General features: G+C 74.4%; 17 protein-coding genes. 6 read left to right on the forward strand and 11 right to left on the reverse strand.

Features of this window, described 5'->3' with window-relative positions; all coding sequences use genetic code 11:
- Positions 1-54: 54 nt before the first annotated feature.
- Positions 55-1,668, reverse strand: a complete 1,614-nt coding sequence (locus IE172_RS15245; protein WP_190097760.1) for a protein phosphatase 2C domain-containing protein — start codon at positions 1,666-1,668, stop codon at positions 55-57.
- A 181-nt stretch (positions 1,669-1,849) separates the two neighbouring features.
- Between IE172_RS15245 and IE172_RS15250 the strand changes: the two genes are divergently transcribed.
- The gene (locus IE172_RS15250; protein WP_190097761.1) at positions 1,850-2,332 is read left to right on the forward strand and encodes a DUF456 domain-containing protein; all 483 of its coding nucleotides are present in this window, start codon (positions 1,850-1,852) and stop codon (positions 2,330-2,332) included.
- Between the two features lie 64 nt (positions 2,333-2,396).
- On the opposite strand, the gene IE172_RS15255 is transcribed toward IE172_RS15250, so the two are convergent.
- The 5 genes from IE172_RS15255 to IE172_RS15275 all read right to left on the reverse strand — a co-directional run bounded on the left by IE172_RS15255 (position 2,397) and on the right by IE172_RS15275 (position 8,851).
- Positions 2,397-2,891 (reverse strand): methylated-DNA--[protein]-cysteine S-methyltransferase, encoded by a 495-nt coding sequence (locus tag IE172_RS15255; RefSeq protein WP_190097762.1) that lies wholly within the window; start codon positions 2,889-2,891, stop codon positions 2,397-2,399.
- 2 nt (positions 2,892-2,893) lie between these two features.
- Entirely contained in the window at positions 2,894-4,333 is a 1,440-nt protein-coding gene (locus tag IE172_RS15260; protein ID WP_190097763.1) for a bifunctional transcriptional activator/DNA repair enzyme AdaA, read from the reverse strand.
- A 9-nt stretch (positions 4,334-4,342) separates the two neighbouring features.
- A complete protein-coding gene (gene rsgA / locus IE172_RS15265) occupies positions 4,343-5,446 on the reverse strand; it encodes a ribosome small subunit-dependent GTPase A (RefSeq protein WP_190097764.1) in 1,104 nt (367 codons plus the stop codon).
- Positions 5,447-5,796: 350 nt separating this feature from the next.
- Positions 5,797-7,281, reverse strand: a complete 1,485-nt coding sequence (locus IE172_RS15270) for a cellulose-binding domain-containing protein (RefSeq protein ID WP_190097765.1) — start codon at positions 7,279-7,281, stop codon at positions 5,797-5,799.
- 238 nt (positions 7,282-7,519) lie between these two features.
- Positions 7,520-8,851 (reverse strand): radical SAM protein, encoded by a 1,332-nt coding sequence (locus tag IE172_RS15275; RefSeq protein ID WP_190097766.1) that lies wholly within the window; start codon positions 8,849-8,851, stop codon positions 7,520-7,522.
- A 153-nt stretch (positions 8,852-9,004) separates the two neighbouring features.
- On the opposite strand from IE172_RS15275, the gene IE172_RS15280 reads away from it, so the two are divergent.
- The 3 genes from IE172_RS15280 (at position 9,005) to IE172_RS15290 (ending at position 14,697) form a co-directional block, all read left to right on the forward strand.
- Positions 9,005-10,258: an FAD-binding protein gene (locus tag IE172_RS15280; protein ID WP_190097767.1), complete on the forward strand. Its 1,254-nt coding sequence runs from the start codon at positions 9,005-9,007 to the stop codon at positions 10,256-10,258.
- Positions 10,259-10,384: 126 nt separating this feature from the next.
- Positions 10,385-11,611, forward strand: coding sequence for an ROK family transcriptional regulator (locus tag IE172_RS15285; RefSeq protein ID WP_190097768.1), 1,227 nt, complete (start codon positions 10,385-10,387; stop codon positions 11,609-11,611).
- Positions 11,612-11,823: 212 nt separating this feature from the next.
- A complete protein-coding gene (locus tag IE172_RS15290) occupies positions 11,824-14,697 on the forward strand; it encodes a glycoside hydrolase family 2 TIM barrel-domain containing protein (protein ID WP_190097769.1) in 2,874 nt (957 codons plus the stop codon).
- Here IE172_RS15290 and IE172_RS15295 read toward each other — a convergent pair.
- The gene (locus tag IE172_RS15295) at positions 14,640-15,470 is read right to left on the reverse strand and encodes an isocitrate lyase/PEP mutase family protein (protein WP_190097770.1); all 831 of its coding nucleotides are present in this window, start codon (positions 15,468-15,470) and stop codon (positions 14,640-14,642) included. The two genes, IE172_RS15290 and IE172_RS15295, sit on opposite strands and share 58 nt — an antisense overlap.
- Complete coding sequence (locus IE172_RS15300; protein WP_190097771.1) at positions 15,467-15,928, reverse strand: hypothetical protein; 462 nt, start codon at positions 15,926-15,928, stop codon at positions 15,467-15,469. Before IE172_RS15300 ends, IE172_RS15295 begins: the two co-directional genes overlap by 4 nt.
- Positions 15,929-16,057: 129 nt before the next feature.
- Here IE172_RS15300 and IE172_RS15305 point away from each other — a divergent pair, with 129 nt between their 5' ends.
- The gene (locus IE172_RS15305) at positions 16,058-16,597 is read left to right on the forward strand and encodes a gluconokinase (protein ID WP_190097772.1); all 540 of its coding nucleotides are present in this window, start codon (positions 16,058-16,060) and stop codon (positions 16,595-16,597) included.
- Between the two features lie 29 nt (positions 16,598-16,626).
- The gene (locus IE172_RS15310; RefSeq protein WP_190097773.1) at positions 16,627-17,721 is read left to right on the forward strand and encodes a PP2C family protein-serine/threonine phosphatase; all 1,095 of its coding nucleotides are present in this window, start codon (positions 16,627-16,629) and stop codon (positions 17,719-17,721) included.
- 18 nt (positions 17,722-17,739) lie between these two features.
- Here IE172_RS15310 and IE172_RS15315 read toward each other — a convergent pair whose 3' ends face one another.
- Genes IE172_RS15315 through IE172_RS15325 form a run of 3 tightly spaced genes read right to left on the reverse strand, consistent with a single transcriptional unit; the run spans position 17,740 to position 21,418 of the window.
- Complete coding sequence (locus IE172_RS15315) at positions 17,740-19,164, reverse strand: sugar porter family MFS transporter (protein ID WP_190097774.1); 1,425 nt, start codon at positions 19,162-19,164, stop codon at positions 17,740-17,742.
- Positions 19,161-20,564, reverse strand: coding sequence for a glucose-6-phosphate dehydrogenase (locus IE172_RS15320; protein WP_190097775.1), 1,404 nt, complete (start codon positions 20,562-20,564; stop codon positions 19,161-19,163). The genes IE172_RS15315 and IE172_RS15320 overlap by 4 nt, the downstream gene beginning before the upstream one ends.
- Positions 20,561-21,418 (reverse strand): SMP-30/gluconolactonase/LRE family protein, encoded by an 858-nt coding sequence (locus IE172_RS15325; protein WP_190097776.1) that lies wholly within the window; start codon positions 21,416-21,418, stop codon positions 20,561-20,563. Before IE172_RS15325 ends, IE172_RS15320 begins: the two co-directional genes overlap by 4 nt.
- Between the last annotated feature and the right edge of the window lie 32 nt (positions 21,419-21,450).

A 21,450-nucleotide genomic window follows, 5' to 3' on the forward strand; every position in this document is an offset into this window, starting at 1 on the left:
CCCCTCCGGTGCCGAAGATGCCTGACGGGTTCCATCAAGTCATACCGGGCGCGCTCACGCCTCCCAAACGGCGACGGCCGTACGGTCGTCGGCGTAGCCCTTGACCCGCACCTGGGTGTCGGCGAGGAAGGCGGCGAGACCGGGCGGTTCGGGGCGGTTCCACCGGTCGGCCAGGTGCGCGCGGAGTTCCGCCTCGCCCCGCATCGGGTCGGCGAGGCCGGTGCCGCACATCAGCAGGGTGTCACCCGGGCGGGCTACGGAGGTGCGGAAACGGAAGGGTTCGCGGGGCGGTTCGGGGGCCGGCTCGTAGGGGCTCGGGGGCGTGGGGATGCCCAGGTCCATGGTGAGGCGGTCGCCGCCGCGGGTCTCGGAGGGCGGTGAGCCGAAACCGAGCACGGGTTCGCCCCTGACCTCGGCGACCTCGGGTTCAATGTCCTGCCACTCGCCGTCCCGCAGCCGGAACAGCCCGCCGGGGCCGACCCCGAAGAAGACCCGGGTGCGGCACTCGGGGTCGGCGGGCAGCAGGAGGACGCGCAGGGTGGCCGCGTAGGCGTCGGGTTCGAGGCCCTGTTCGGCGGCGCCGGCGCGGAGTCTGCCGAGGCTGCGGTCGGTGAGCCGGTGCAGGCCCGACTTGAGGTCGCCGCGCCGGGCGGCCCGGATGTCGTCGACGAGGCGGGCGTGGCTGCGTCCCACCTCGCGCCCGATCCAGCGGCATGCCTCGGCGGCGGCCAGATGCGCCCCGGGCGCGGTCCGGGTGCCGGTCGCCAGGGCCACGAGGAGCAGTGCCCGCTCGCCCGTGCCGAACCGGGCGGTCAGCAGGGCGTCGCGCCGGGATTCGCCCCGGTAGCGCGCGGAGTCCCCGCGCACCGAGGCGGCGCGCAGGGTGCAGGCGCCGTACCGGGCGCCCTCCAGCACGGTGTCCGGCACCAGACCGTCCAGCTCGTCGGGGCCGGCCTCGGGGAGGGCGGTGGGTTCGGCCTCGTAGGTGGGCGGCCGGGATCCGACGTGGCCCCGGGAGGGGGGTGCCGGGCGCGGTTCGACGCGCGGGCCGGCGGGGGGCGGTGCGTCCGCGGGCACGGGGGTGACGCCGTCGGTGAGGGGGCCCTGCTCGTCGGCGGCCGGGTCGGGGAAGGGCGTCCACGTGCCGAAGGCCATGGGCGCCAGGGAGGTGGTCGCCTCCCCCGGACCACCGGTGTCCGGCGGATCGTCCCGGCGGGGATCCTGTGGGGCGTCGCCGCCCACGCCCTGCCGGGCGTCCCGGCCGGCGTCGGGCGGGGCGGACCGGTCGGGTGGCGGCGGGGCGGACCGGTCGAGTGGCTGCGGGGCGGACCGGCCGGGTGGCTGCGGGGTGTGGGGGACCGTGTCCTGCGGGGGCTGTGGGGCGGGTGGGCGGTGGGGCTTCGGGGGGAAGGTGACCGGGGCCGTGGGGGCGGTGGACGGGGGCTCCCACGGGGCGCGGGACGGAGGGGCGTGGCGGGGCGGGGGGATTCTCGTCGCGGAGGGCGGCGGGGCCGGCCGGCCGGTGTCCAGCGTGCCGGACGCCGAGGCGAAGCGGTCGTCCAGGGAATCGGGCGCCGGCGTGGGACCCGTGTCGCCGGCGTCGTCGTCGTAGAGCTGTGCCCACCAGTCGTCCTCAGGACCGGTGGGCCTTCCCCCCTGCTGACTCATGCCCCCAATTCTCGCCCCCGCGGGCCGGATGAAAACGGCGCATCCGGAAAATCCCCGCCCGTGGCCGCGGGCCGGAGGGCCGCTCGGGTGAAGGGCGGGGCGGTTGTGCGGCGGGGGGCGCGACGGCCATGGCGCGGCGGCCCGCTGTGCGCCGGTCCCCCGCCTCCTGCACCCTGGACAGATGGGAGCGTGGGACCTCCTGCTGGCCGGACTGGTGCTTCTGCTCGGCCTGTGCGGAGTGCTGCTGCCAGGGGTGCCCGGGTCGTGGCTGGTGTGGGCCGGGGTCCTGTGGTGGGCGCTGAAGGACCCCCGGCCCGTCGCGTGGTGGGTGTCCGTGGGGGCGACCGCGGTGCTGCTGCTGTCGCAGGCGGTGCGCTGGGCCCTGCCGCCCCGCCGGCTGCGCGCGGGCGGCGCCGACGCGCGGCTGCCGGTGTACGCGGGCTGCGGCTCGTTCCTGGGGTTCGTCCTGCTGCCCGTGGTCGGCGCGGTCCCGGGCTTCCTCGGCGGTATCTACCTCCATGAGCGGCTCCGCCTGGGCCGCCGCGGGGAGGCGGTCGCGGCGACGCGGTCGGCGATGCGCTCGGGCGGCTGGAGCCTGCTGACGGAGCTGTTCGCCTGCCAGCTGGTCGCGGCGGCCTGGCTGGGGGCGGTGATCTGGGGCTGACGGGTCGGCGGCGGCCCGCCGGCCCGGCGGCCGCCGCCGGCCCGGCGGCCGCCGCCTGGCCCGCTCAGGGCCGCAGCGCGCCCTCGTGGGTCAGCAGCCGCACCTTCCGCTCCAGACCACCCGCGTACCCGGTGAGTGAGCCGTCGGAGCCGATCACCCGGTGGCAGGGGCGGACGATGAGCAGCGGGTTGGCGCCGATCGCGCCGCCCACGGCACGTACGGCGGGCCGGGTCGCGCCGATCCGGGCCGCGATCTCGCCGTAGGAGACGGTCGCCCCGTAGGGGACGTCGTCGAGGGCGGCCCACACCTTCTGCCGGAAGGGTGTGCCGACGGCGCTCATGGCCAGCCGGAACTCCTTGAGCTCTCCGGCGAAGTACGCGGCGAGCTGCCGCTCGGCCTCGCGGAACGGCCCCGCGTCGCGCCGCCGGCCGTCGAGCACGGTGCGCCCGCCCTTCTGGCCGGGCACGGAGAGCGAGGTCAGCTCGCCGGTCGGGGCGGCGGTGAGCAGCAGCGGCCCGACGGGGCTGTCGACCTCCGTCCAGTACGTCACGGTCTCCATGATCACTCCAACTCCCCTGCGGCACGCAGGTGGTTCAGGGCGTACGAGCGCCAGGGGCGCCAGTCGTCGGGGACGTCCGGGCCGGGCGGGGCCACGTCCGGGTCGCCCAGGGCACGGGTGCGGATCGCCGCGATCGTACGGTCGTCGAGGCCGGGGACGGCGGCGAGGGCGTCCCGGGCCGCGTCCCGGTCGGCGCCGGGTCCGAGGCGTACCGTGCCGTCGGCGAGGGCGGCGGTGAGCGCGCCCAGCGTGCCGTCGGGCTCGGCCGAGGCGAGGACGCCGGGGTCGGGGAACAGGTGGGTGAGACGTCCGCAGGGGGCGTCGAGCCGCTTGCCGTAGCGCCGGACCAGCTCCGCGGCCTTCTCGCGGCCCACCAGCGCGCGTACCGCCAGTTCGTCGGGGTCGGCGGCTCCCGGGGAGCGCAGCCCGGGCCGGGCGGCGACCAGCGGGGCGAGCCGGGCGTCGGCGCCGAGGCGTTCGTCGACGGCGTACGGGTCGGCGTCCAGGTCGAACAGCCGCCGCAGGCGCTGGACGGCGGTGGTCAGGTCGCGCGGGTCGGTGAGGTGGAGCCTGGCGTCCAGCCAGCCGCCGGGGTGGGTGCCGGAGCCGGTGTGCGTGCGCTCGCCGACGGCGGCGATGCCGGTGCCGTGCGGGAGGCGCAGGGTGCGCCGGTAGGTGCGGGCGCCGGGGGTGCCGCTGACCTCCTCGACGCCCGGGACGGCCTCGTGCTCCAGCAGGTCCAGGACGGGCCCCGCCCGGTAGGGGCCGCGGTGGGCGAGCCGCAGGGGGATCCCGGCGGAGGGGGTGCCACCGCGTGCCCGGCCGCCGCGGGACGGCGCGGTGGCGCGCAGCGTGCTGGGCGTGGTGGCGTACACGGCGCGCACGGTGTCGTTGAACTGCCGCACGCTGGCGAATCCGGCGGCGAAGGCGATCTCGGTGACCGGGAGGCCGGTGGTCTGCAGGAGGACGCGGGCGGCGTGCGCCCGCTGGGCCCGGGCGAGTGCGACGGGTCCGGCGCCGAGTTCGCCGGTGAGCTGGCGCTGCACCTGGCGGGCGCTGTAGCCGAGCCGGGAGGCGAGGCCGGCGACGCCCTCGCGGTCGACGACGCCGTCGGCGATCAGCCGTACGGCCCGGCCCACGACGTCGGCCCGTGCGTTCCATTCGGCGGAGCCGGGGACGGAGTCCGGGCGGCACCGCCGGCAGGCCCGGAATCCGGAGCCCTGCGCGGCGGCGGCGGTCGGGAAGAAGCGCACGTTGGGCCGTTTGGGGGTGACGGCGGGGCAGCTGGGCCGGCAGTAGATGCCGGTCGTCTCCACGGCGAAGAAGAACACCCCGTCGAACCGGGCGTCCCGGCTGCGCACCGCCTCGTACCTGCTGTCGTCGTCCCTCACACCGTCCAGTCTCCGCCGGCCGGGGGGTCCCGGCTGGCGGAAATCGGACATGGCGGTGTGCTACTGGAAACGGCCGCGCTTGGCCTCCATCGCCGCCTTCCCGATGGCGCCCTTGCGCTTCCAGTCCTTGCGCATCTCCGCGCGCAGCCGGGCGTCGGTCTTGGCGACGATGTACTGGTTCTCCCGGAGCAGCTTGCGGTAGCTGTCCAGTCGGCGCCGCGGCAGCTCACCGGTCTCGACGGCGTCGAGGACCGCGCAGCCGGGCTCGCTCTCGTGGGCGCAGTCGTGGAACCGGCAGTCCCCGGCGAGTTCCTCGATCTCGGCGAACACCTGGCCGACGCCGGTTCCGGCGTCCCACAGCCCGACGCCCCGCAGCCCCGGGGTGTCGATGAGGACTCCCCCGCCGGGCAGGGCCAGCAGGTTGCGGGTGGTCGTGGTGTGGCGCCCCTTGCCGTCGACGTCCCGGACCGCGCGGACGTCCATCACGTCCTCGCCGAGGAGGGCGTTGGCCAGGGTGGACTTGCCGGCGCCGGACTGCCCGAGGAGCACCGTGGTGCCGTCGGCGGTGAGGGCGGCGAGCACGTCGATCCCGTCGCCGTCCCTGGCGCTGACGGTGATCACCGGCACGCCGGGGGCGCTGGTCTCCACGTCGTGGACGAGGTGACTCCGGGTCGGGGCGTCCGGCACCAGGTCGGCCTTGGTGAGCACGACCACCGGCTGGGCCCCGGACTCCCAGGCGAGCGCGAGGAACCGTTCGATCCGGGCCAGGTCGAGTTCGGCGGCTAGGGAGACGGCGACGACGGCGTGGTCGACGTTGGCGGCGAGGATCTGCCCCTCGGACCGCTTCGACGAGGTGGACCTGACGAACGCCGTCCGCCGCGGCAGCAGCGACCGCACATAGCGAGGACCGGCGCCCTCCGGGTCCACGGCGGCCCAGTCCCCCGTGCACACGACCTTCATCGGGTCACGGGGCACGACGAACTCGGTGTCCGCGCGGATCACACCGTCCGCGGTGACCACGTCGCACAGGCCGCGGTCGACGCGGGCCACCCGGCCCGGCACCAGGCCCTGCGCGGCGTACGGAGCGAACTCGGCGTCCCACCCCTCGTCCCAGCCGAAGGGGGCGAGAGAGTGCGACGACGCCGAAGGAGAAGAGAGATTCAAGGGAAACCCTTCGAAGGGCGGCCCCGGCACGGCGCGTTCACCGACGCGCGAAGGAGAGAGGTGTCAGCCGGAGGCCACGGAGGTGGAGGAAACGAACGACTGGATGCGGGCAGGGCCCGTCACGGAAACAGCCATCGGTCACACCTCCCGGGAATCTCGACTCGCACGAACAGCGCTCACTCACCGAGCGCTTCTCCGACACGGCACAGCCTAGAGCCCGCCGCCGGTCGCGCGCCATCCGATTTCCGCGCCCTCTTCCGCCCGCCCCCGTGCGACGGCCCCGGGGAGCCCGGAGGCGGGCGGAGGGTATGCGGCGAGAGGCGGTCGCGGCGATCCGGCCGGTACCGGCGTCACGCGGGCACGCAGGGGCGGCCGTTGAGGGTGAAGGTGGTCGGCGGGGCGTTGGTGCCGCTCCAGGAGGCGAGGAAGCCGAAGGCGAGTTTCCCGCCGGCGGCGACCGTCTTGTTGTAGTCGGCGGCGGTGGCGGTGACGCGGGCGCCGTCCTGGTGCGCCGAGGCGTCCCACGCCTGGGTGACGCGCTGGCCGTCCGGGAAGGTGAAGCCGACGCGCCAGGAGTCGAGCGGGTGCGGCGCGGTCACGGTGACGGTGGCCTGGAAGCCGTCGGGCCACTGGTTGACGAGGGCGTAGTCGACCCGGCAGGGGGCGGGGCCGCCGCGGGCGGCGGTGGTCTCGGGCGCGGCGGTGGCGGACGAGGTGCCCTGGGGTTCGGGGTCGGGGTGCTTCCCCTCCGGTGTGCGCCCGGGGGTGTGCCCGGCGGAGGGGCCCGGGGAGCCGGGGGTGGTGTCGTCCGGCTGGACGGTGGGGGCGGGCGGCAGCGAGGGTCCGGAGTCGGCGGTCGGCGGGCGGTCGGTGTCGGGGCGGGCGGCGCTCTCGGCGGCGCCGTCCCCGAACGGCATCAGGGAGACCGCGAGCGCGAGGAGGGAAACGAGAGCGGCGGCGGCCAGCAGCCCGTGCCGGGCGACGCGGGTCCTGCCGTCGCCGTCGGCCGGGTCGTCGTGGTCGGGCCGGTCCGGGCGTCCGGCTCCGAGCCGTACCTCGGCGGCGCGGCGGCGGCGTTCCAGATAGGCGAGGCCGCCCCAGCCGATCACGCCGCCGGCCAGCGCGCCGGGCAGACCTCCGCCGTGCAGCCGCAGGCAGGCGGCGGCCTCGGCGCACGGGTGGCAGGTGGCGAGGTGCCGGGAGAGGTCGCCGGGGGTGTCGGCGGCGGGCGAGCGGGTGACGGCGTCGAGGAGCCGGGCGTAGCTGCGGCACTCGGCGTCCAGCGGGGAGTCGAGGTGGTTGCGGTGGCAGCGGTCCCGGAACAGGCGTCCGACCTGGGCGAGTTCGTCGGCGGCCGTGTCCGGGTCGAGGCCGAGCCGGCGGGCGACCAGGGGCAGGGGCAGGGCCTCCACCTCGGCCAGCCACAGCAGTTCGGCGTCCGCCTGCTGGAGGTCGCGCAGTCCGCGCACGGCGACCGGACGCTGCAGCGGCGGCCCGGTGTAGCGGCCGGCCTGCCCGGAGTGGAGCCACAGCCGGAGGTCGGGATCGAGCTTGTGTCCCTGTCCGGCTTCCTCCCAGGCGGCCGCGGTGGTGCGTACGGCGGTCAGCAGCAGGGGTATCCGGGGCAGCCGGGAGGAACGGCGGCCGGTGCCGCGCGGGGAGCCGGTCTCCGCGGCCCGCAGTTCTCCTATGCCCTGGGTGAAGGCCTCGCGGGCCAGCTCCGCGGCGGCGGTGGACCCCGCGGTGCACAGGTCGGCGTAGGAGAGCACCGCGTCCCAGCACTCGGTGAACAGGGCCGCTTCGGTGGCGTCCTGAGGGCTCGGCAGGTCGGGCATGAGACTCCTGCATCCACGAACGAGGTCAACTCGCCTTATTGGCAGTGGAGTTGAGGGAACCTCGCGGAGGTGGACGAGAGCTTTTCACGTCTTCGACACAACTGACAAGCGCTGCCTTCACTTTCCGTGGCCGCGCGGCAACCCCTCGCGTGGACAATACGCAAGGAAGGCCGGAACGTCTCGGTTCCGGCCTTCCCGATTCCTCTTCGACGGCCGTTCGACGACGGCCCCCGGTGTCTCAGACGGTCTCCGCGGCCTCCGCGACGTCCCGCGCGGGAAGGCTGTCCATGAAGGAGCTGACCGAGAACACCGCCTGGCCGGGTCCGGGCGGCCCGTAGCCGGGGGGCGAGGAGAGGCCGAAGTCCTCCATCGTCTGCCGGTAGGCCTGGAGCAGCCGGATGTGGTACTCCAGCGGGGCGCCCTGCGGGTTGGCCTTGCCGAGCGGGGTGGTCGGCTCCGGGCACCAGGTGGTGAAGCGGGGCGTGATGCCGTGCGACATGAAGAAGCGCAGCCCCTCGGTGGTGGAGGCGATGGCCTCGTCGACCGTCTTGAAGCCGAACGGCTGGGCCATCTCCACGCCCGCCACGAAGTTGGGGATCACGTTGCGCGCGCCGAAGACGTCCGCGGAGTCCAGGACGCGACGGTGCCACTCGTCACGGCCGACGTAACGTTCCTTGCCCGGGCAGAAGATCTTGAAGAGGTACTCGTCCCACACCTCGTAGTTGGGGTGGTAGATCTGCACCCCGTAGTCCTTGAAGCGCCGCACGTCGTCCTTGGGCAGCGCCTGCGCGACGACCTTGCCGATCCAGCGCCCGGGGAAGCGCTCCTCGATGGCCTTGGCGTAGTGGCCGTAGAAGTCGGCCTCGTCGCGCCCGGAGACGGTGCTGGTGATGGCGCCGCCGGTCAGGGTGTAGGCGGTGGAGGCCTTCGCCGTGTCGTACCGGTCGATGATCTCCAGTGCCTCCAGCACCTCCTCGACGTCCTTCACGCCGGTGTAGGGCCGGCCGGCCGCCTTGTGCTGCCGCCAGTTGTGATTGATGTCGCAGTACTGGCACTCCTCCTTGGCGCCGAAGTACTGGCAGACCCGGAAGACCGTCAGGTAGATCAGGTAGCCCCACTGGATGGTGGGGGCGACCTCCATGACGGACTTCCCGTTGGAGAGGGTGTGCCGGTAGTACTCGGGCATGGGCGGCACGCCCACGTCGGAGATCCGCCTGCCGTCGAGGTACAGGCCGAGCACGCCGTGTTCGTCGGCGGCGACCCGGTAGGGCGAGGCGGGGTTCACCCGCACCGACACCACCGTGCGGCGCAGGTCGTACGGGCCGCCCGTCAGGATGATCTCCTCCGGCGGGCGCCGCAGCGCGGCCTCGCCCAGCTCGGGCAGCGTGCCGTGGTCGAAGGAGAAGATGAAGTACGACTTCGGTTTGACCTCGCCGCTCTCGTTGTCGCTGAGCGCGGACGGGTCGAAGGCCACACCGCCGCGCAGCAGGTCCTCCTTGAAAACGGCCTCGCGCGGCACGTGCGGGAACCGCTCCATCAGATCCTCGACCAGCGCGGTACGGCTGCCCATCCCGTGTTCTCCTCCCGGTTCGGACGTACGACTCCTCACGGTATGCCCCCGGCCGGACGTCCGCGGTGGCGGGTCCCCCCACATGGCGTGGGTCACTCCCGGGATAGGTTCCGACCGGGGTCCCTTCCGGCCCCGGGCAGGGAGGGACGAGGGATGGCAGAGAGCGTCACCAACTGGGCGGGCAACATCACGTACGCCGCGAAGGAGCTGCACCGCCCGCGGAGCCTGGACGCGCTGCGGGATCTGGTCGCCGGGAGCTCGCGCGTGCGGGTCCTCGGCAGCGGGCACTCCTTCAACGCGATCGCCGAGCCCGGCGAGGACGGTGTCCTGCTCTCCCTGGACGCCCTGGCTCCCGGGATCGACGTCGACACCACCGCCCGGACGGTACGGGTCGGGGGCGGCGTGCGGTACGCGGAGCTGGCCCGGGAGGTGCACCGGCACGGGCTGGCGCTGGCGAACATGGCGTCGCTGCCGCACATCTCGGTGGCCGGTTCGGTCGCCACCGGCACCCACGGCTCCGGGGTCGGCAACGGTCCGCTCGCCTCCTCCGTGCGCGCGGTGCACCTGGTCACGGCGGACGGCACGGAGGTGACCCTGGCCCGCGGCGACGAGCGGTTCGGCGGCGCGGTCACCTCGCTGGGCGCGCTCGGCGTGGTCACCGCGCTCACCCTGGACCTGGAGCCGGCGTTCGAGGTGGAGCAGTACGTGTTCACCGGGCTGCCCCTCCAGGGGATGGACGACGCCGTGTTCGAGGCGGTGATGTCGGCGGCGTACAGCGTGAGCCTGTTCACCGACTGGCGGGCGCCGGGCTTCCGTCAGGTGTGGGTGAAGCGGCGCACCGACCAGCCGCTGGGGGACTTCCCGTGGGCGCCGGCGGCGGCCGGGAAGGCACACCCGGTGCCGGGGATGCCGGCGGTGAACTGCACGGAGCAGTTCGGGGTGCCCGGGCCGTGGCACGAGCGACTGCCGCACTTCCGGGCGGAGTTCACTCCGAGCAGCGGGGCGGAGCTCCAGTCGGAGTACCTGCTGCCACGCGGATCGGCCGTCGGCGTGCTGCGGGCGCTGGACGCGATCCGGGAGACCGTCGCCCCGGTGCTGCAGACCTGCGAGGTGCGCACCGTCGCCGCCGACGACCAGTGGCTCGGCCCCTCGTACGGCCGGGACACGGTGGCCGTCCACTTCACCTGGGTCGAGGACACCCGGACGGTGCTGCCCGTGGTGACGCGGGTGGAGGAGGCGCTGGCGCCGTTCGGCGCGCGGCCGCACTGGGGGAAGGTGTTCACCACACCGGCGGCCCGGCTGCACGCCCTCTACCCGCGCCTGCGCGACTTCCGGGCGCTGGTCCGGGAGCTGGACCCGGCCGGCACGTTCACCAACGCCTTCGTCCGGGACGTCCTGGGCGCCTGAGGACCGTCGGCCGCGCCGGCTTCGTCGAGCCCCTTTCCGAACCCCTTGTCGAAGGTTGCGCTCCGCCCATAGCCTTGCCGCCCGCGGTGCCGGGCCGGCCCGGCCGGCAGGGACGGGGGCAGCTCGGTGAAGCGCACATCACGGGACATCCGCACGGCCAACCGCTACCAGGTGCTGCGCCGGATCATCGCCGCGTCGCCCACCTCACGGCAGGAACTGGCGGCCGCCACCGGTCTGAGTGCGGCCACCGTGGCCACCCTGGTCGGTGAGCTGCTCGGCCTCCGGCTGATCACCGAGGCCGGATTCGAGGACTCGGCCGGAGGCCGCCCCCGGGGTCTGGTGTCCGTCGACGCGTCCGGCGGCGCGCTGATCGGCGTGGATCTGGCCGAGACCTACGTCCGGGTCGAACTGTTCGACCTCGCGTTGAACGTCCTGGCCCGCGCCGAGGAGGAGACGCGCCCCGGTGACACCCGCCCCGAACCGGTCGTGGCGCGGATCGCCACGGCCGTCGGATCGGTGGTGGCGCAGGCCGGGGTGGCGGGCGCGCGGGTGCTCGGAGCGGGCGTGAGCGTGCCGGGCCTGGTGGACCGGCACACCGGTGTCTGCGAGTACGCGCCGAACTGGGGCTGGCACGACGTACCGCTGCTCGACCTGCTCGCCGAGCACATCGCGTACCCGCTGTACCTGGACAATCCGCTGCGGGCCTGCGCAGTGGCCGAGCTGTGGTTCGGGGCGGCGCGCGGGCACGGGGACGCGGTGGTGGTGAACCTGGGGACGGGAGTGGGCGCGGGCCTGGTGCTGGGCGGCGGGGTGCACCGGGGGGTGAGCAACAGCGCCGGCGAGTGGGGGCACACCACGCTCGTGCTGGACGGACGTTCCTGCCACTGCGGCAACCGCGGCTGCGTGGAGACGTACACCGGCGCGCCCGGGATCATGCAGAACCTGCGGGAGTCGGCCCCGGACAGCCCTCTGCTGCACGCGGAGGACCAGACGGCCACCGTCGACGCGCTCGCCCGGGCCGTACGGGCGGGTGATCCGGTGGCGCTGCGGGTGCTCCGGCACACCGCCCGCTACCTGGGCGCCGGTATCGCCGATCTGGTGAACCTCCTCAATCCGGAGGTGGTCGTGCTCAGCAGCTGGGTCGCGGCCGCGTTCGGCGAGCCGCTGCTGAAGGAGGTGCGCACGGCCGTGGCCCGGCACGCGCTGCCCCGTCCGCTGGCCGCCACCCGGATCGTCCTCTCCCCGGTCCCGACCGACCCGGTCTGTCTGGGAGCGGCGACGTTCGCACTGGAGGGCGCGTTGCAGTCGGCGGGCCGGGGCGGCCGGAACCGCGCGGCGGGCAGCGGCCGGTAACTCCCCCGTTCCTGGGCCTTGTTCGCCGTCCCGAACGAGCCGCAGCGCTTCGGGACGGACTTCGTCCGACCCCTTGCCGAAGCATTGGCTGAAGGTTAACGTCCCGCGCACCGCACGTCCGTGAGTGCCCATCGCAGCAGTCGTCGTGCCGAACTCCTCGTCCATGACCAACCAGACGGTGAACGTCCACCGAGGGCCGAGCTAGGAGATTCATGTCATCGCACACCCCGGCAACGGACCCGACCGGCTACGTCGAGGACGTCGCCCCCGGCCGCGGGACCCTGCCCCCGCGCGCCTGGTACGCGTCCTCCGACGCGGTGTCCCTGTCCCTGAACGGCACCTGGCGCCTGCGGGTGTCCCCCACCGCCGGCGCCGAGGACGCGTCGTTCGCCGCGCCCGGCTGCGACGCGGGCGACTGGGCGGAGGTGGCCGTGCCCGGCCACTGGGTCCTCCAGGGGCACGGCGCGCCGATCTACACCAACCACCTCTATCCCTTCCCCGTGGATCCTCCGCACGTCCCCACGGAGAACCCCACCGGGGACCACCTGCGCGTCTTCGCCCTGCCCGGCGACTGGCCGGAGGGCGGTGAGAGCGTGCTCCGCTTCGACGGGGTCGAGTCGTGCGCCCGGGTCTGGCTGAACGGCACGGACATCGGGGAGTTCAAGGGGTCCCGGCTGCCGCACGAGTTCGCCGTCGGGCACCTGCTGAAACCGTCGGGGAACGTCCTGGCGGTCCGGGTGCACCAGTGGTCGGCGGGCTCGTACCTGGAGGACCAGGACCAGTGGTGGCTGCCCGGCATCTTCCGTGACGTGACCCTGCTGCACCGTCCGGCGGGCTGCGCGGGCGACTTCTTCGTGCACGCCTCCTACGACCACGTCACCGGCGAGGGCACGCTGCGCGTCGACTCCGACACCGAAGGCCGCGTGACCGTACCGGAGTTGGGGGTCGACGTCGCCACCGGCGAGCCGGTGACGCTCCCCGTCGCGCCGTGGACGGCGGAGACACCCCGGCTGTACGACGGCGAACTGGCCACGGCGGGCGAACGCGTCCCGCTGCGCATCGGCTTCCGTACGGTCGCCCTGGACGACGGCGTGATCAAGGTGAACGGGACGCCGCTGCTGTTCAAGGGAGTCAACCGGCACGAGTGGCACCCGCGCCGGGGCCGCGCGCTGGACCTCGCCACCATGCGCGAGGACGTGCTGCTGATGAAGCGGCACAACATCAACGCCGTCCGCACCTCCCACTACCCGCCGCACCCCGCCTTCCTCGGCCTGTGCGACGAGTACGGGCTGTGGGTGATCGACGAGTGCGACCTGGAGACCCACGGGTTCATCGAGCAGGACTGGCGCGACAACCCCGTCGACGACGACCGGTGGACCCCCGCCCTGCTGGACCGCGCGGCCCGCATGGTGGAGCGGGACAAGAACCATCCGTCGGTGGTGATGTGGTCGCTCGGCAACGAGGCGGGCACCGGACGGGGACTGACCGCGATGGCCGGCTGGATCCACGGCCGCGACCCGTCCCGCCCGGTGCACTACGAGGGGGACTTCGGCTGCCGCGACACGGACGTGTACTCGCGGATGTACCTGTCGCACACGGACCTGGAGCGGGCCGCCCGGGGCCTGGACGGCGGCACCCGCCGCAGGCGCGGACTGCCGGTGATCCTCTGCGAGTACGCGCACGCCATGGGCAACGGGCCCGGCGGACTCCGCGAGTACCAGGAGCTGTTCGAGCGGTACGGCCGGCTCCAGGGCGGTTTCGTCTGGGAGTGGATCGACCACGGCGTCGAGCACCCGGAGCTGGGCTACGCCTACGGCGGCGACTTCGGCGAGGAACTGCACGACGGCAACTTCGTCTGCGACGGGCTGGTCTTCCCCGACCGCACCCCCTCACCGGGGCTGACCGAGTACAAGAAGGTGATCGAGCCGGTCCGGATCGAGGCGGGCGGCACGGACGGCACCGTACGGGTGACCAACCGGTACGACTTCGCGGACCTGTCCCACCTGGAGTTCACGCTCTCCCACCAGGTGGACGGCCGGCCGGCCGGGACGCACCCGCTCCTCGTGCCGCCGCTCGCCCCCGGGGAGTCGGCGGAGGTCGAGCTGCCCGCGGCCCCGGACGGCGGGGGCGAGGAGGTGCAGTGGACGGTGGAGGCGCTGCTCGCCGGGGACGCGCCCTGGGCCGGCAAGGGCCACACGGTCGCCTGGGCGCAGGGCACGGTGACCCGCCGCGCCCCGCTGCCCGCCGCGGCAGGCGTGCGTCCCGCCGCCGACGCGGACCGGATCACGCTGGGTCCCGCGGTCTTCGACGCCCGGACCGGCGCGCCCCGCACCCTCATGGGTGTGCCGGTGCGGGATCTGCGCCTGGACGTGTGGCGGGCCACCACCGACAACGACGACGGCGCGCCCTGGCAGCCGGACACCCGGTACGGCCCGCTCTGGCGCGAGCTGGGACTGCACCGGATGCGGCACCGCGTCGAGGCCGTCGAGACGGGCGACGACGGCCTGACGGTACGGACCCGGGTGGCGCCCGCCGGCCGGGAGGCGGGACTGCGGACGGTGTACCGCTGGACCTCCGACGGCACGCGCGTGCGGCTGACGGTGTCCGTCGTGCCGGAGGGCGACTGGCGGGTTCCGCTGCCCCGGCTCGGCATCCGCTTCGGCCTCGCCGGGGCGGGCCCCGAGGAGGCCGTCGCCTGGTTCGGCGGGGGCGGCGAGTCGTATCCGGACTCCCGTGCCGCCGCCCGGGACCTGCGGTGGGACGCGAGCGTCCGGGAACTCCAGACGCCCTACGTCCGACCGCAGGAGAACGGCGCCCGCGCGCACGTGCGCTGGGCGGAGATCGGCGGTCTGCGGGCCGACGGCGACCCGGAGTTCTGGTTCACGGCCCGCCCGTGGACCACCGAGCACCTGGACGCCGCCCGGCACCGCACCGACCTCGTCCCCGGCAACACGGTCTGGGTCAACCTGGACCACCGCCTGCACGGTGTCGGCTCCCAGTCCTGCGGCCCGGGCCCGCTCCCCCGGTACTACCTGTGGCCCGAGCCCGAGGAGTTCTCCTTCGTCTTCTCGCAGCCGCGCGACTGACCGGGGTCCAGCGGTCCGCGCGCCGGCCGGCCCGGCGGCTGGATCTCCTCGTACGAGGGTGCCGGGCCGTCCGGCGCGCGGCCCGCCCGGACACCGGCCGCCGTCTCCACCGCCGCCCCCAGCGCCCGCCGGTACAGCAGCGAGCCGAGGCTGACCCGGCGCACGCCGAGGTCGGCGAGGTGGGGCACGGAGGGGCCGGTGGGCGAGTAGAGGATGTTGAGGGGGACGCCGTCCAGGCCGCGCACCAGGGCGGCGATCGTCCGGGGATCGGTGAGGCCGGGGACGAACACGCCGTGCGCGCCCGCCCGTACGTAGGCGTCGAGCCGACGGGTGGTGTCCCCGCCGTCGCCGAGCCAGTACGTGTCGGTGCGGGCGTTCACGAAGAGGCCGGGGGCCGCCGCCCGGACGGCGGCGATCTTCGCGGCGTGCCGGTCGGCGGGGCCGAGTCCGTCCTCCAGGTTGATGCCGACGGCACCCAGCGCGTACAGCTCACGGGCCAGCCCGGCCACGTCGTCGGGGTCGTCGCCGAAGCCGCCCTCCGCGTCGACGGAGAGCAGGAAGGGCCCGTGGCCGAGGGTGCGCGCGAGCCGCAGCGTCTCCTCCCGGGTGGCCGCGGCCCCGTCGGGCAGCCCGGCCGCGGCGGCGACGGCCAGGCTGGTGGTGCCGATGGCCCGGAAGCCCTCTGCGGCCAGCGCGTGGGCGGACGCGTGGTCCCAGGCGCCCGGCAGCAGCAGGGGCTCGGCGGCGTGGTGGAGGTCGGCGAAGGCGGTCATGAGAGGTCCCCCACCGCGTCGGCGTAGTAGACGGACTCGTGGACGTGGTGGGCGAGTTCGCGGAAGCTCCAGCCCTCGCCGGGCGAGTCGTCGAGCTGTTCCGCGGTGAGCGCGTCGAGGCGGACGGCCCACACACGGGCGAGCCGGGTGAGGCGGCTGCGGGCCTCGTCGAGGTCCTGCGGGGTGAAGGGGGCGAGGTCGGCCTCCGTGGTGATCGCGGAGGCGTGCCAGTGGTCGGGCTGCGGCCGCTCACCGGCGAGGCGGGCCTCCAGCTCGGCGAGGTGGTCGATGAGGTGGTCGGTGACGCGGCGGACCGCCTTGTGGGGGGTGTGGACGCGGCCGTCGGCGTGCAGGGGTTCGCCGTTCCAGCGGGGCCAGGTGGCGGCCAGCGCGAGGACGTGGTCGACCATGCCGGTGACGGCCGCGGAGGGGTTTGCGGTCTGCGTGCTCTCGTTCATGCGGTCACGCTACGAGCGGGACGCTTCGGTGACGGCCGAAGTGTTCCGGTCCGGCGGGCGGGGGCGGGCAGGGTCCGGCCGTGCCGCTCCCGGACTGCCGCCGTGCCGGTTCCCTGAGAGGATCGCGCCATGGCACAGGGAAGCGGGCACGGCCCCCGGGTCGTGGCGGTCATGGGCGTCACCGGTACCGGCAAGACCACCATCGGTGTCCTGCTGGCGGCCCGGCTCGGTGTTCCGTACGCGGAGGGCGACGACTTCCACGCGCCGGCGGCCGTCGCCAAGATGTCCTCCGGTGTGCCGCTCACGGACGCCGACCGGGAACCCTGGCTGGACCGGATCGGGGCGTGGGCGCGCGGGCGGGCCGGGCTCGGCGGGGTGATCAGCGGTTCCGCGCTGCACAGGGCGTACCGCGACCGGGTGCGGGCGGCGGCTCCCGGCATCGTGTTCGCGCACCTCACGGGCGACCGTGGGCTGATCGAGGAGCGGCTGGCGCGCCGGCAGGGGCACTTCATGCGCCGGGAACTGCTGGACTCCCAGCTCGCCGAGCTGCAGCCGCTGGAGCCGGACGAGGCGGGTGTGACGGTGGACGTGTCGGGCACCCCGGAAGAGATCACCGACCGCGTCGTGGACGCGCTGCGCGACCTGGACCGGTCCGCGGCCACACGGTAGACCCCTCCCAGCCGATGCGGGGACAGGAGATGCCCGAGCAGCTCAGGGAAGCGGAAGAGCGCCGGCAGCGGCTGCGGTGGCTGCCCGCCGCGGTGATCGTCGGCGCGCTCGTCATCGACCTCGCCATCCCGAAGGGCGTCAATGTCTTCCCCCTGCTCGCGGCCGCCCCCGGAGTGGCCGCGCCCCTGCTCTCCCTGCGCGGGACGATCGCCACCGGAGTGGCGGCGAACGTCGCGGGCCTGGCCCTGGTGTACGTCGAGAGGGACCCCACCTGGGACGACCTCGTCCCCTTCACCAGCCTGATCCTGCTCACCGTCGTCGCGGCGGTGCTCAACGTGCTGCTGGCGCGCGACCGGCGGCAGCTGAGGACGAGCCGCGAGGTGGCGGCCGAGGTGCAGCGCGCGGTCCTCCCGGAACTGCCCCGGCGGGTGGGGCGGCTGGCCGTTGCCTCCCGGTACGAGGTCGCCCACGAGGAGGCCGCCATCGGCGGGGACCTCTTCGCGGTCCACGAGACGCCGCACGGCGTGCGGATCATCCTCGCCGACGTGCGCGGCAAGGGACTCCGGGCGATCCGTACGGTCAACGCCCTGCTCGGCGCCTTCCGCGAGGCGTGCGACCACCAGCCGGAGCTGGCGGGGGTCGTCCGGCAGCTGGAGATCAGGATGCAGGCGGATACCGCGCGGGCGACCGGGGCGGAGGCCGAGGCGTTCGCCACCGCCCTCGTCGCGGAGCTCGCCCCGGGCCGGTCCGAGCTGCGGCTCGCCAACCGGGGCCACGAGCCGCCGCTGCTGCTGCACGACGGCACGGTGCGGGCCCTGGAGCCGGCCGCGCCGTCGCTGCCCCTGGGGCTGGGCTCCCTGGGCCTGGGCCCCCTGGGCGGCGACGACAGCCCGGTCGACGTCTTCGACCTGCCCCTGGGCGCCACCCTGGTGCTGTTCACCGACGGCATCGACGAGGCCCGCGACGAGGAGGGCGTCTTCTTCGACCCGGTACCGGCGCTCTCCCGGCCCTTTCCCGGGGACCCGGAGACGGTGCTCGACACCCTCCTCACCGCCGTCCTGCGCCACACCGGCGGACGCCTCCAGGACGACGCGGCGCTCCTCGCCGTCACCCGGGTCGAGTGACTCCGCCCGGTCCGGCGGTCAGCCGGTCCGCACGTTCCATCTGCGGTGCAGGTCGGCGCCCACCTCCGCGGCCCGGCGACTGCGCGTCTCGGGGACGAACCGGGCGACGAACCCCACCCCGAGCAGGCAGATCCCGCCGAAGATCCAGAAGGTGGGCCCCTCCCCGATGGCCGAGATGAGGGGCAGGAACAGCAGGCTGACCACGAAGTTGGAGAGCCAGTTCACGGTCGCGCCGGCACCGGATCCCTCGGCGCGCTGCTCAGGGGGGAAGAGTTCGCCGAGCAGGACCCAGAAGACCGGGCCCAGGCCGACCCCGAACCCCACGATGTACAGCAGCATGAAGACGAGCATGAGCACCGGATCGAGGTCCGCGGCGAACGCCATGCCGAGCAGCGCGATGGAGACCGCCATCGCCACGAGGGAGACCAGCAGCAGGACGCGCCGGCCGACGCGGTCCACGAGGTTGAGGGCGACCACGGTGATCACGACGTTGATGACGCCGATGAAGACCGAGTAGTAGATCGAGTTCGAGGCGGAGAGGCCGGCCTTGCCCATGATCGTCGGTGCGTAGTAGAGGATCGTGTTGATCCCTGAGAACTGCTGCAGCGCGGCGAGGATCACGCCGACCAGGAGCGCGGGGCGGACCGCCGGTACGAGCAGCGCCCGCACACCGCCCGATCCGCCCCCGGCGCCCCGGTCACGCTGTCCGCCGTCCCGGTCGGGGCGGCCGAACTGGGAGACGACGAGGTCCGTGCCGCCGGGTTCGGTGACCTTGTCCAGCGTCCTTCGCGCCGCCTTCGTCCTGCCGTGGGTGAGCTGCCACACCGGGGACTCGGGCAGCCACAGGCAGGCCAGGACGAGGAGCGCGGAGGGGATGCCGCCGACCCAGAACATCCCGCGCCAGTTCTCCGAGCCGGAGAAGGCCCAGTTCACGAGGTAGGAGGTGAGCAGACCGGCGCTGATGAGCAGCTGGTTCAGACTGAGGACGCGGCCGCGGACCTGCGCGGGTGCCATCTCGCCGAGGTAGGTCGGCACCGTGGCCGACACTCCCCCGACGGCGAGGCCCATGACGACGCGGCCCAGCATCAGCACCCCGTAGCCGTTCGCGACCGCTGCGGCGACGATGCCGATGAAGAACAGGACACCGAGGCCGGCGAGGAGCGGGCGCCGTCCGTAGCGGTCCGCGATCCTTCCGCTGGCCAGCGCGCCGACGACCGCGCCGAGCAGCAGGACGCTCACCAGCGAGCTCTGCTCGAAGGAGCTGAGGCCGAAGTCCTCCCGGATGAACAGCAGCGCGCCGGAGATGATCCCGGTGTCGAAGCCGAACAGGAAGCTGCCGAGGGTGATGGACATCGCCCATCCGCGGACGCGGTGCACTCCCGCCGGGGTGAGGTGGACGAAGCGGCTCTCCTCCCCGGGGCGCGTGTTCAGTGCCTGGCTCACGACGGACCGCCTTCCCGTGCCGCGGGGCCGAGGCTTCCGGCCGGGTACTCCTCCAGCGGGACGCGGCCCTCGCGCCACGCGTCCAGCACGGGTTCGACGATGCGCCAGGACTCCACCGACATGTCGTCCCGCACCGACAGGGGCTTGACGTCCTCCAGGACGCCCCGGAGCACCTCGCCGTACTCGAGCAGTTCGCCCGGGCCGAAGCTGGTGTCGAGCGACACCGGGGAGATGGTGGACGGGTCGCCGGGGCCGTTGATGTTGAGGTCCAGCCGGAGCCGGCGCGGCCCGATGCCGATGCGCAGCCGGTTGCCGGGGACCTCACCGGCGAGCCCGTCGGGGACGTGCTGGGGTGCCTTGAACCAGAAGGTGACCTCCTGCCGGGGCGAGCCGATCGCCTTGCCCGAGCGGACCCGGAACGGCACGCCGGCCCACCGCCAGGTGTCGACGGCCAGCACGATCTCGGCCAGCGTCTCGGTTTCGCGGGCCGGGTCGATGCCCGGCTCGTCGGTGTAGGAGGGCAGCGCGCGGCCGTCGACGGTGCCGGCGGTGTAGCGGGCGCGCCGGCTGAACCGTTCGGGGTCGTGTTCCCAGACGTGGGTGGCGCGCAGGACGTGTGCCTTGGCGTCCCGCACGTCCACCGGGTCCAGGGTGCTCGGCGCGGGCATCGCCACCAGCGCCAGCACCTGGAGCAGATGGCTCTGCAGCATGTCGCGCAGGGCGCCGGTCGCGTCGTAGAAGCCGGCGCGGCCCTCCAGCCCGAGCGTCTCGTCGAAGACGATGTCGACCGCTGCGACGTGTTCCGACGTCAGCAGCGGTTCGATCACCCGGTTGGCGAAGCGGACGCCGAGGATGTTGAGCACCGTCGACATGCCGAGGAAGTGGTCGACGCGGTGGACGTGGTCCTCGGGGACGAAACCGTGCAGCAGGTCGTTCAGGGCGGTGGCACTGGCCGCGTCGGTCCCGAAGGGCTTCTCCAGCACCAGCCGGGTCCCCTCCGGCACACCGATCCGGGACAGCGCCCGGCACGCCTCGACCGTGACGGCCGCCGGCAGCGCGAAGTACAGCGTGAGGCGGCCGCGACGGCAGTCCAGCAGGCGGCGCAGGTCGTCCTCGTCGGTGGCGTCGGCGGCCACGTAGCGGGCGTCGCGGACGACGGCGTCGACGGCCGCGCCGCCGGCGCCGCCCTCGGCGAACGCCCCGGCGACGAGCGTCCGCCACTCCTCGTCGGTCCCTTCTCCCCGGTCGCTGCCGACGAGGTGGAGGCCGCTCAGCGAGGAGGAGGCGACCAGGCCGCCGAGCCCCGGCAGGAGCAGTCGCGCGGTGAGGTCGCCGTTCGCGCCGAGGACGACCAGCGTCTGCGTCCGCCCGGTCCCGCCGCGGGCGCCGTCGGCGCTCATCCGGCGAACTCCCGCACGGCCCGGCCCCGGACTCCCGGGGTGCGGGTGAAGAGCGCTCCGGCCCGCGGCTGGGCGTCCGGCGGGAGGTGCTCGCGCGAGGTGGTGATGAACGGCCGGTCGAGCGCGGGCCCGCCGAAGGTGCAGGCCGTCGCCTTGGTGACGGGGAGTTCGACGACCTCGTCGAGGGTGCCGTCGGGTGCGTACCGGTGGACCGCGCCACCGTCGTACAGGGCGGCCCCCACCCCGCCCTCCGCGTCCACCGTCAGCCCGTCGGGCCTGCCGGGCGCGTCGGGACCGGCCGGTGCGACGACGAACGGCCGCCGTCCTGTCGGGCCGCCCTCACGGTCGTGGTCGAGGACGTCGACGCGGTCGGTGGCGGTGTCGGCGTAGTGGGCGCGGCTCCCGTCGGGGCTCCACGCCAGGCCGTTGGAGACGGTCACCCCGTCGAGGACGGCCGTCGCCGATCCGTCCGGGTCCAGGCGGTACGGGGACCCCGTGCCCTCCCGGCCGTCGGTGGCCGCGGAGCCGCAGTGGAACCGGCCGTCGGGATCACAGTCTCCTTCGTTCATGCGCACCCGGTCATCACTCCACAGCGGTTCCAAGATGGTCATCGTTCCGTCCGTGTCCTCGAGGGCGAAGCCGCGTTCGACACCGATCACGGCGCCGCCGCGGCGTCGGGGCCGGACCGCGGCGACGACGGTGTCGATGTGCCGCCGTGCCACGGTCCCGTCGGGGGCGAGCGACAGCACGTCGCCCGCGAGCATGTCCAGCCGGCGCAGGCCGCCCCACGCCTCGGACCGGACCGGCCCCTCGCCGTGGTAGGCGAGCGGCTCGGTGAGCTGTTCGGTCCTCACCGTGGTGGTCTCCCTCCGGGTCGGGGCCGGGC

The sequence above is a fragment of the Streptomyces griseoflavus genome, assembly GCF_014649995.1.
GTDB lineage: Bacteria > Actinomycetota > Actinomycetes > Streptomycetales > Streptomycetaceae > Streptomyces > Streptomyces griseoflavus.

Coding starts and splice junctions, on each gene's coding strand:
- IE172_RS15245 (WP_190097760.1), bottom strand. CDS start 1,668: ATGAGTCAGCAGGGGGGAAGGCCCACCGGTCCTGAGGACGACTGGTGG.
- IE172_RS15250 (WP_190097761.1), top strand. CDS start 1,850: ATGGGAGCGTGGGACCTCCTGCTGGCCGGACTGGTGCTTCTGCTCGGC.
- IE172_RS15255 (WP_190097762.1), bottom strand. CDS start 2,891: ATGGAGACCGTGACGTACTGGACGGAGGTCGACAGCCCCGTCGGGCCG.
- IE172_RS15260 (WP_190097763.1), bottom strand. CDS start 4,333: ATGTCCGATTTCCGCCAGCCGGGACCCCCCGGCCGGCGGAGACTGGAC.
- IE172_RS15270 (WP_190097765.1), bottom strand. CDS start 7,281: ATGCCCGACCTGCCGAGCCCTCAGGACGCCACCGAAGCGGCCCTGTTC.
- IE172_RS15275 (WP_190097766.1), bottom strand. CDS start 8,851: ATGGGCAGCCGTACCGCGCTGGTCGAGGATCTGATGGAGCGGTTCCCG.
- IE172_RS15280 (WP_190097767.1), top strand. CDS start 9,005: ATGGCAGAGAGCGTCACCAACTGGGCGGGCAACATCACGTACGCCGCG.
- IE172_RS15290 (WP_190097769.1), top strand. CDS start 11,824: ATGTCATCGCACACCCCGGCAACGGACCCGACCGGCTACGTCGAGGAC.
- IE172_RS15295 (WP_190097770.1), bottom strand. CDS start 15,470: ATGACCGCCTTCGCCGACCTCCACCACGCCGCCGAGCCCCTGCTGCTG.
- IE172_RS15300 (WP_190097771.1), bottom strand. CDS start 15,928: ATGAACGAGAGCACGCAGACCGCAAACCCCTCCGCGGCCGTCACCGGC.
- IE172_RS15305 (WP_190097772.1), top strand. CDS start 16,058: ATGGCACAGGGAAGCGGGCACGGCCCCCGGGTCGTGGCGGTCATGGGC.
- IE172_RS15310 (WP_190097773.1), top strand. CDS start 16,627: ATGCCCGAGCAGCTCAGGGAAGCGGAAGAGCGCCGGCAGCGGCTGCGG.
- IE172_RS15320 (WP_190097775.1), bottom strand. CDS start 20,564: ATGAGCGCCGACGGCGCCCGCGGCGGGACCGGGCGGACGCAGACGCTG.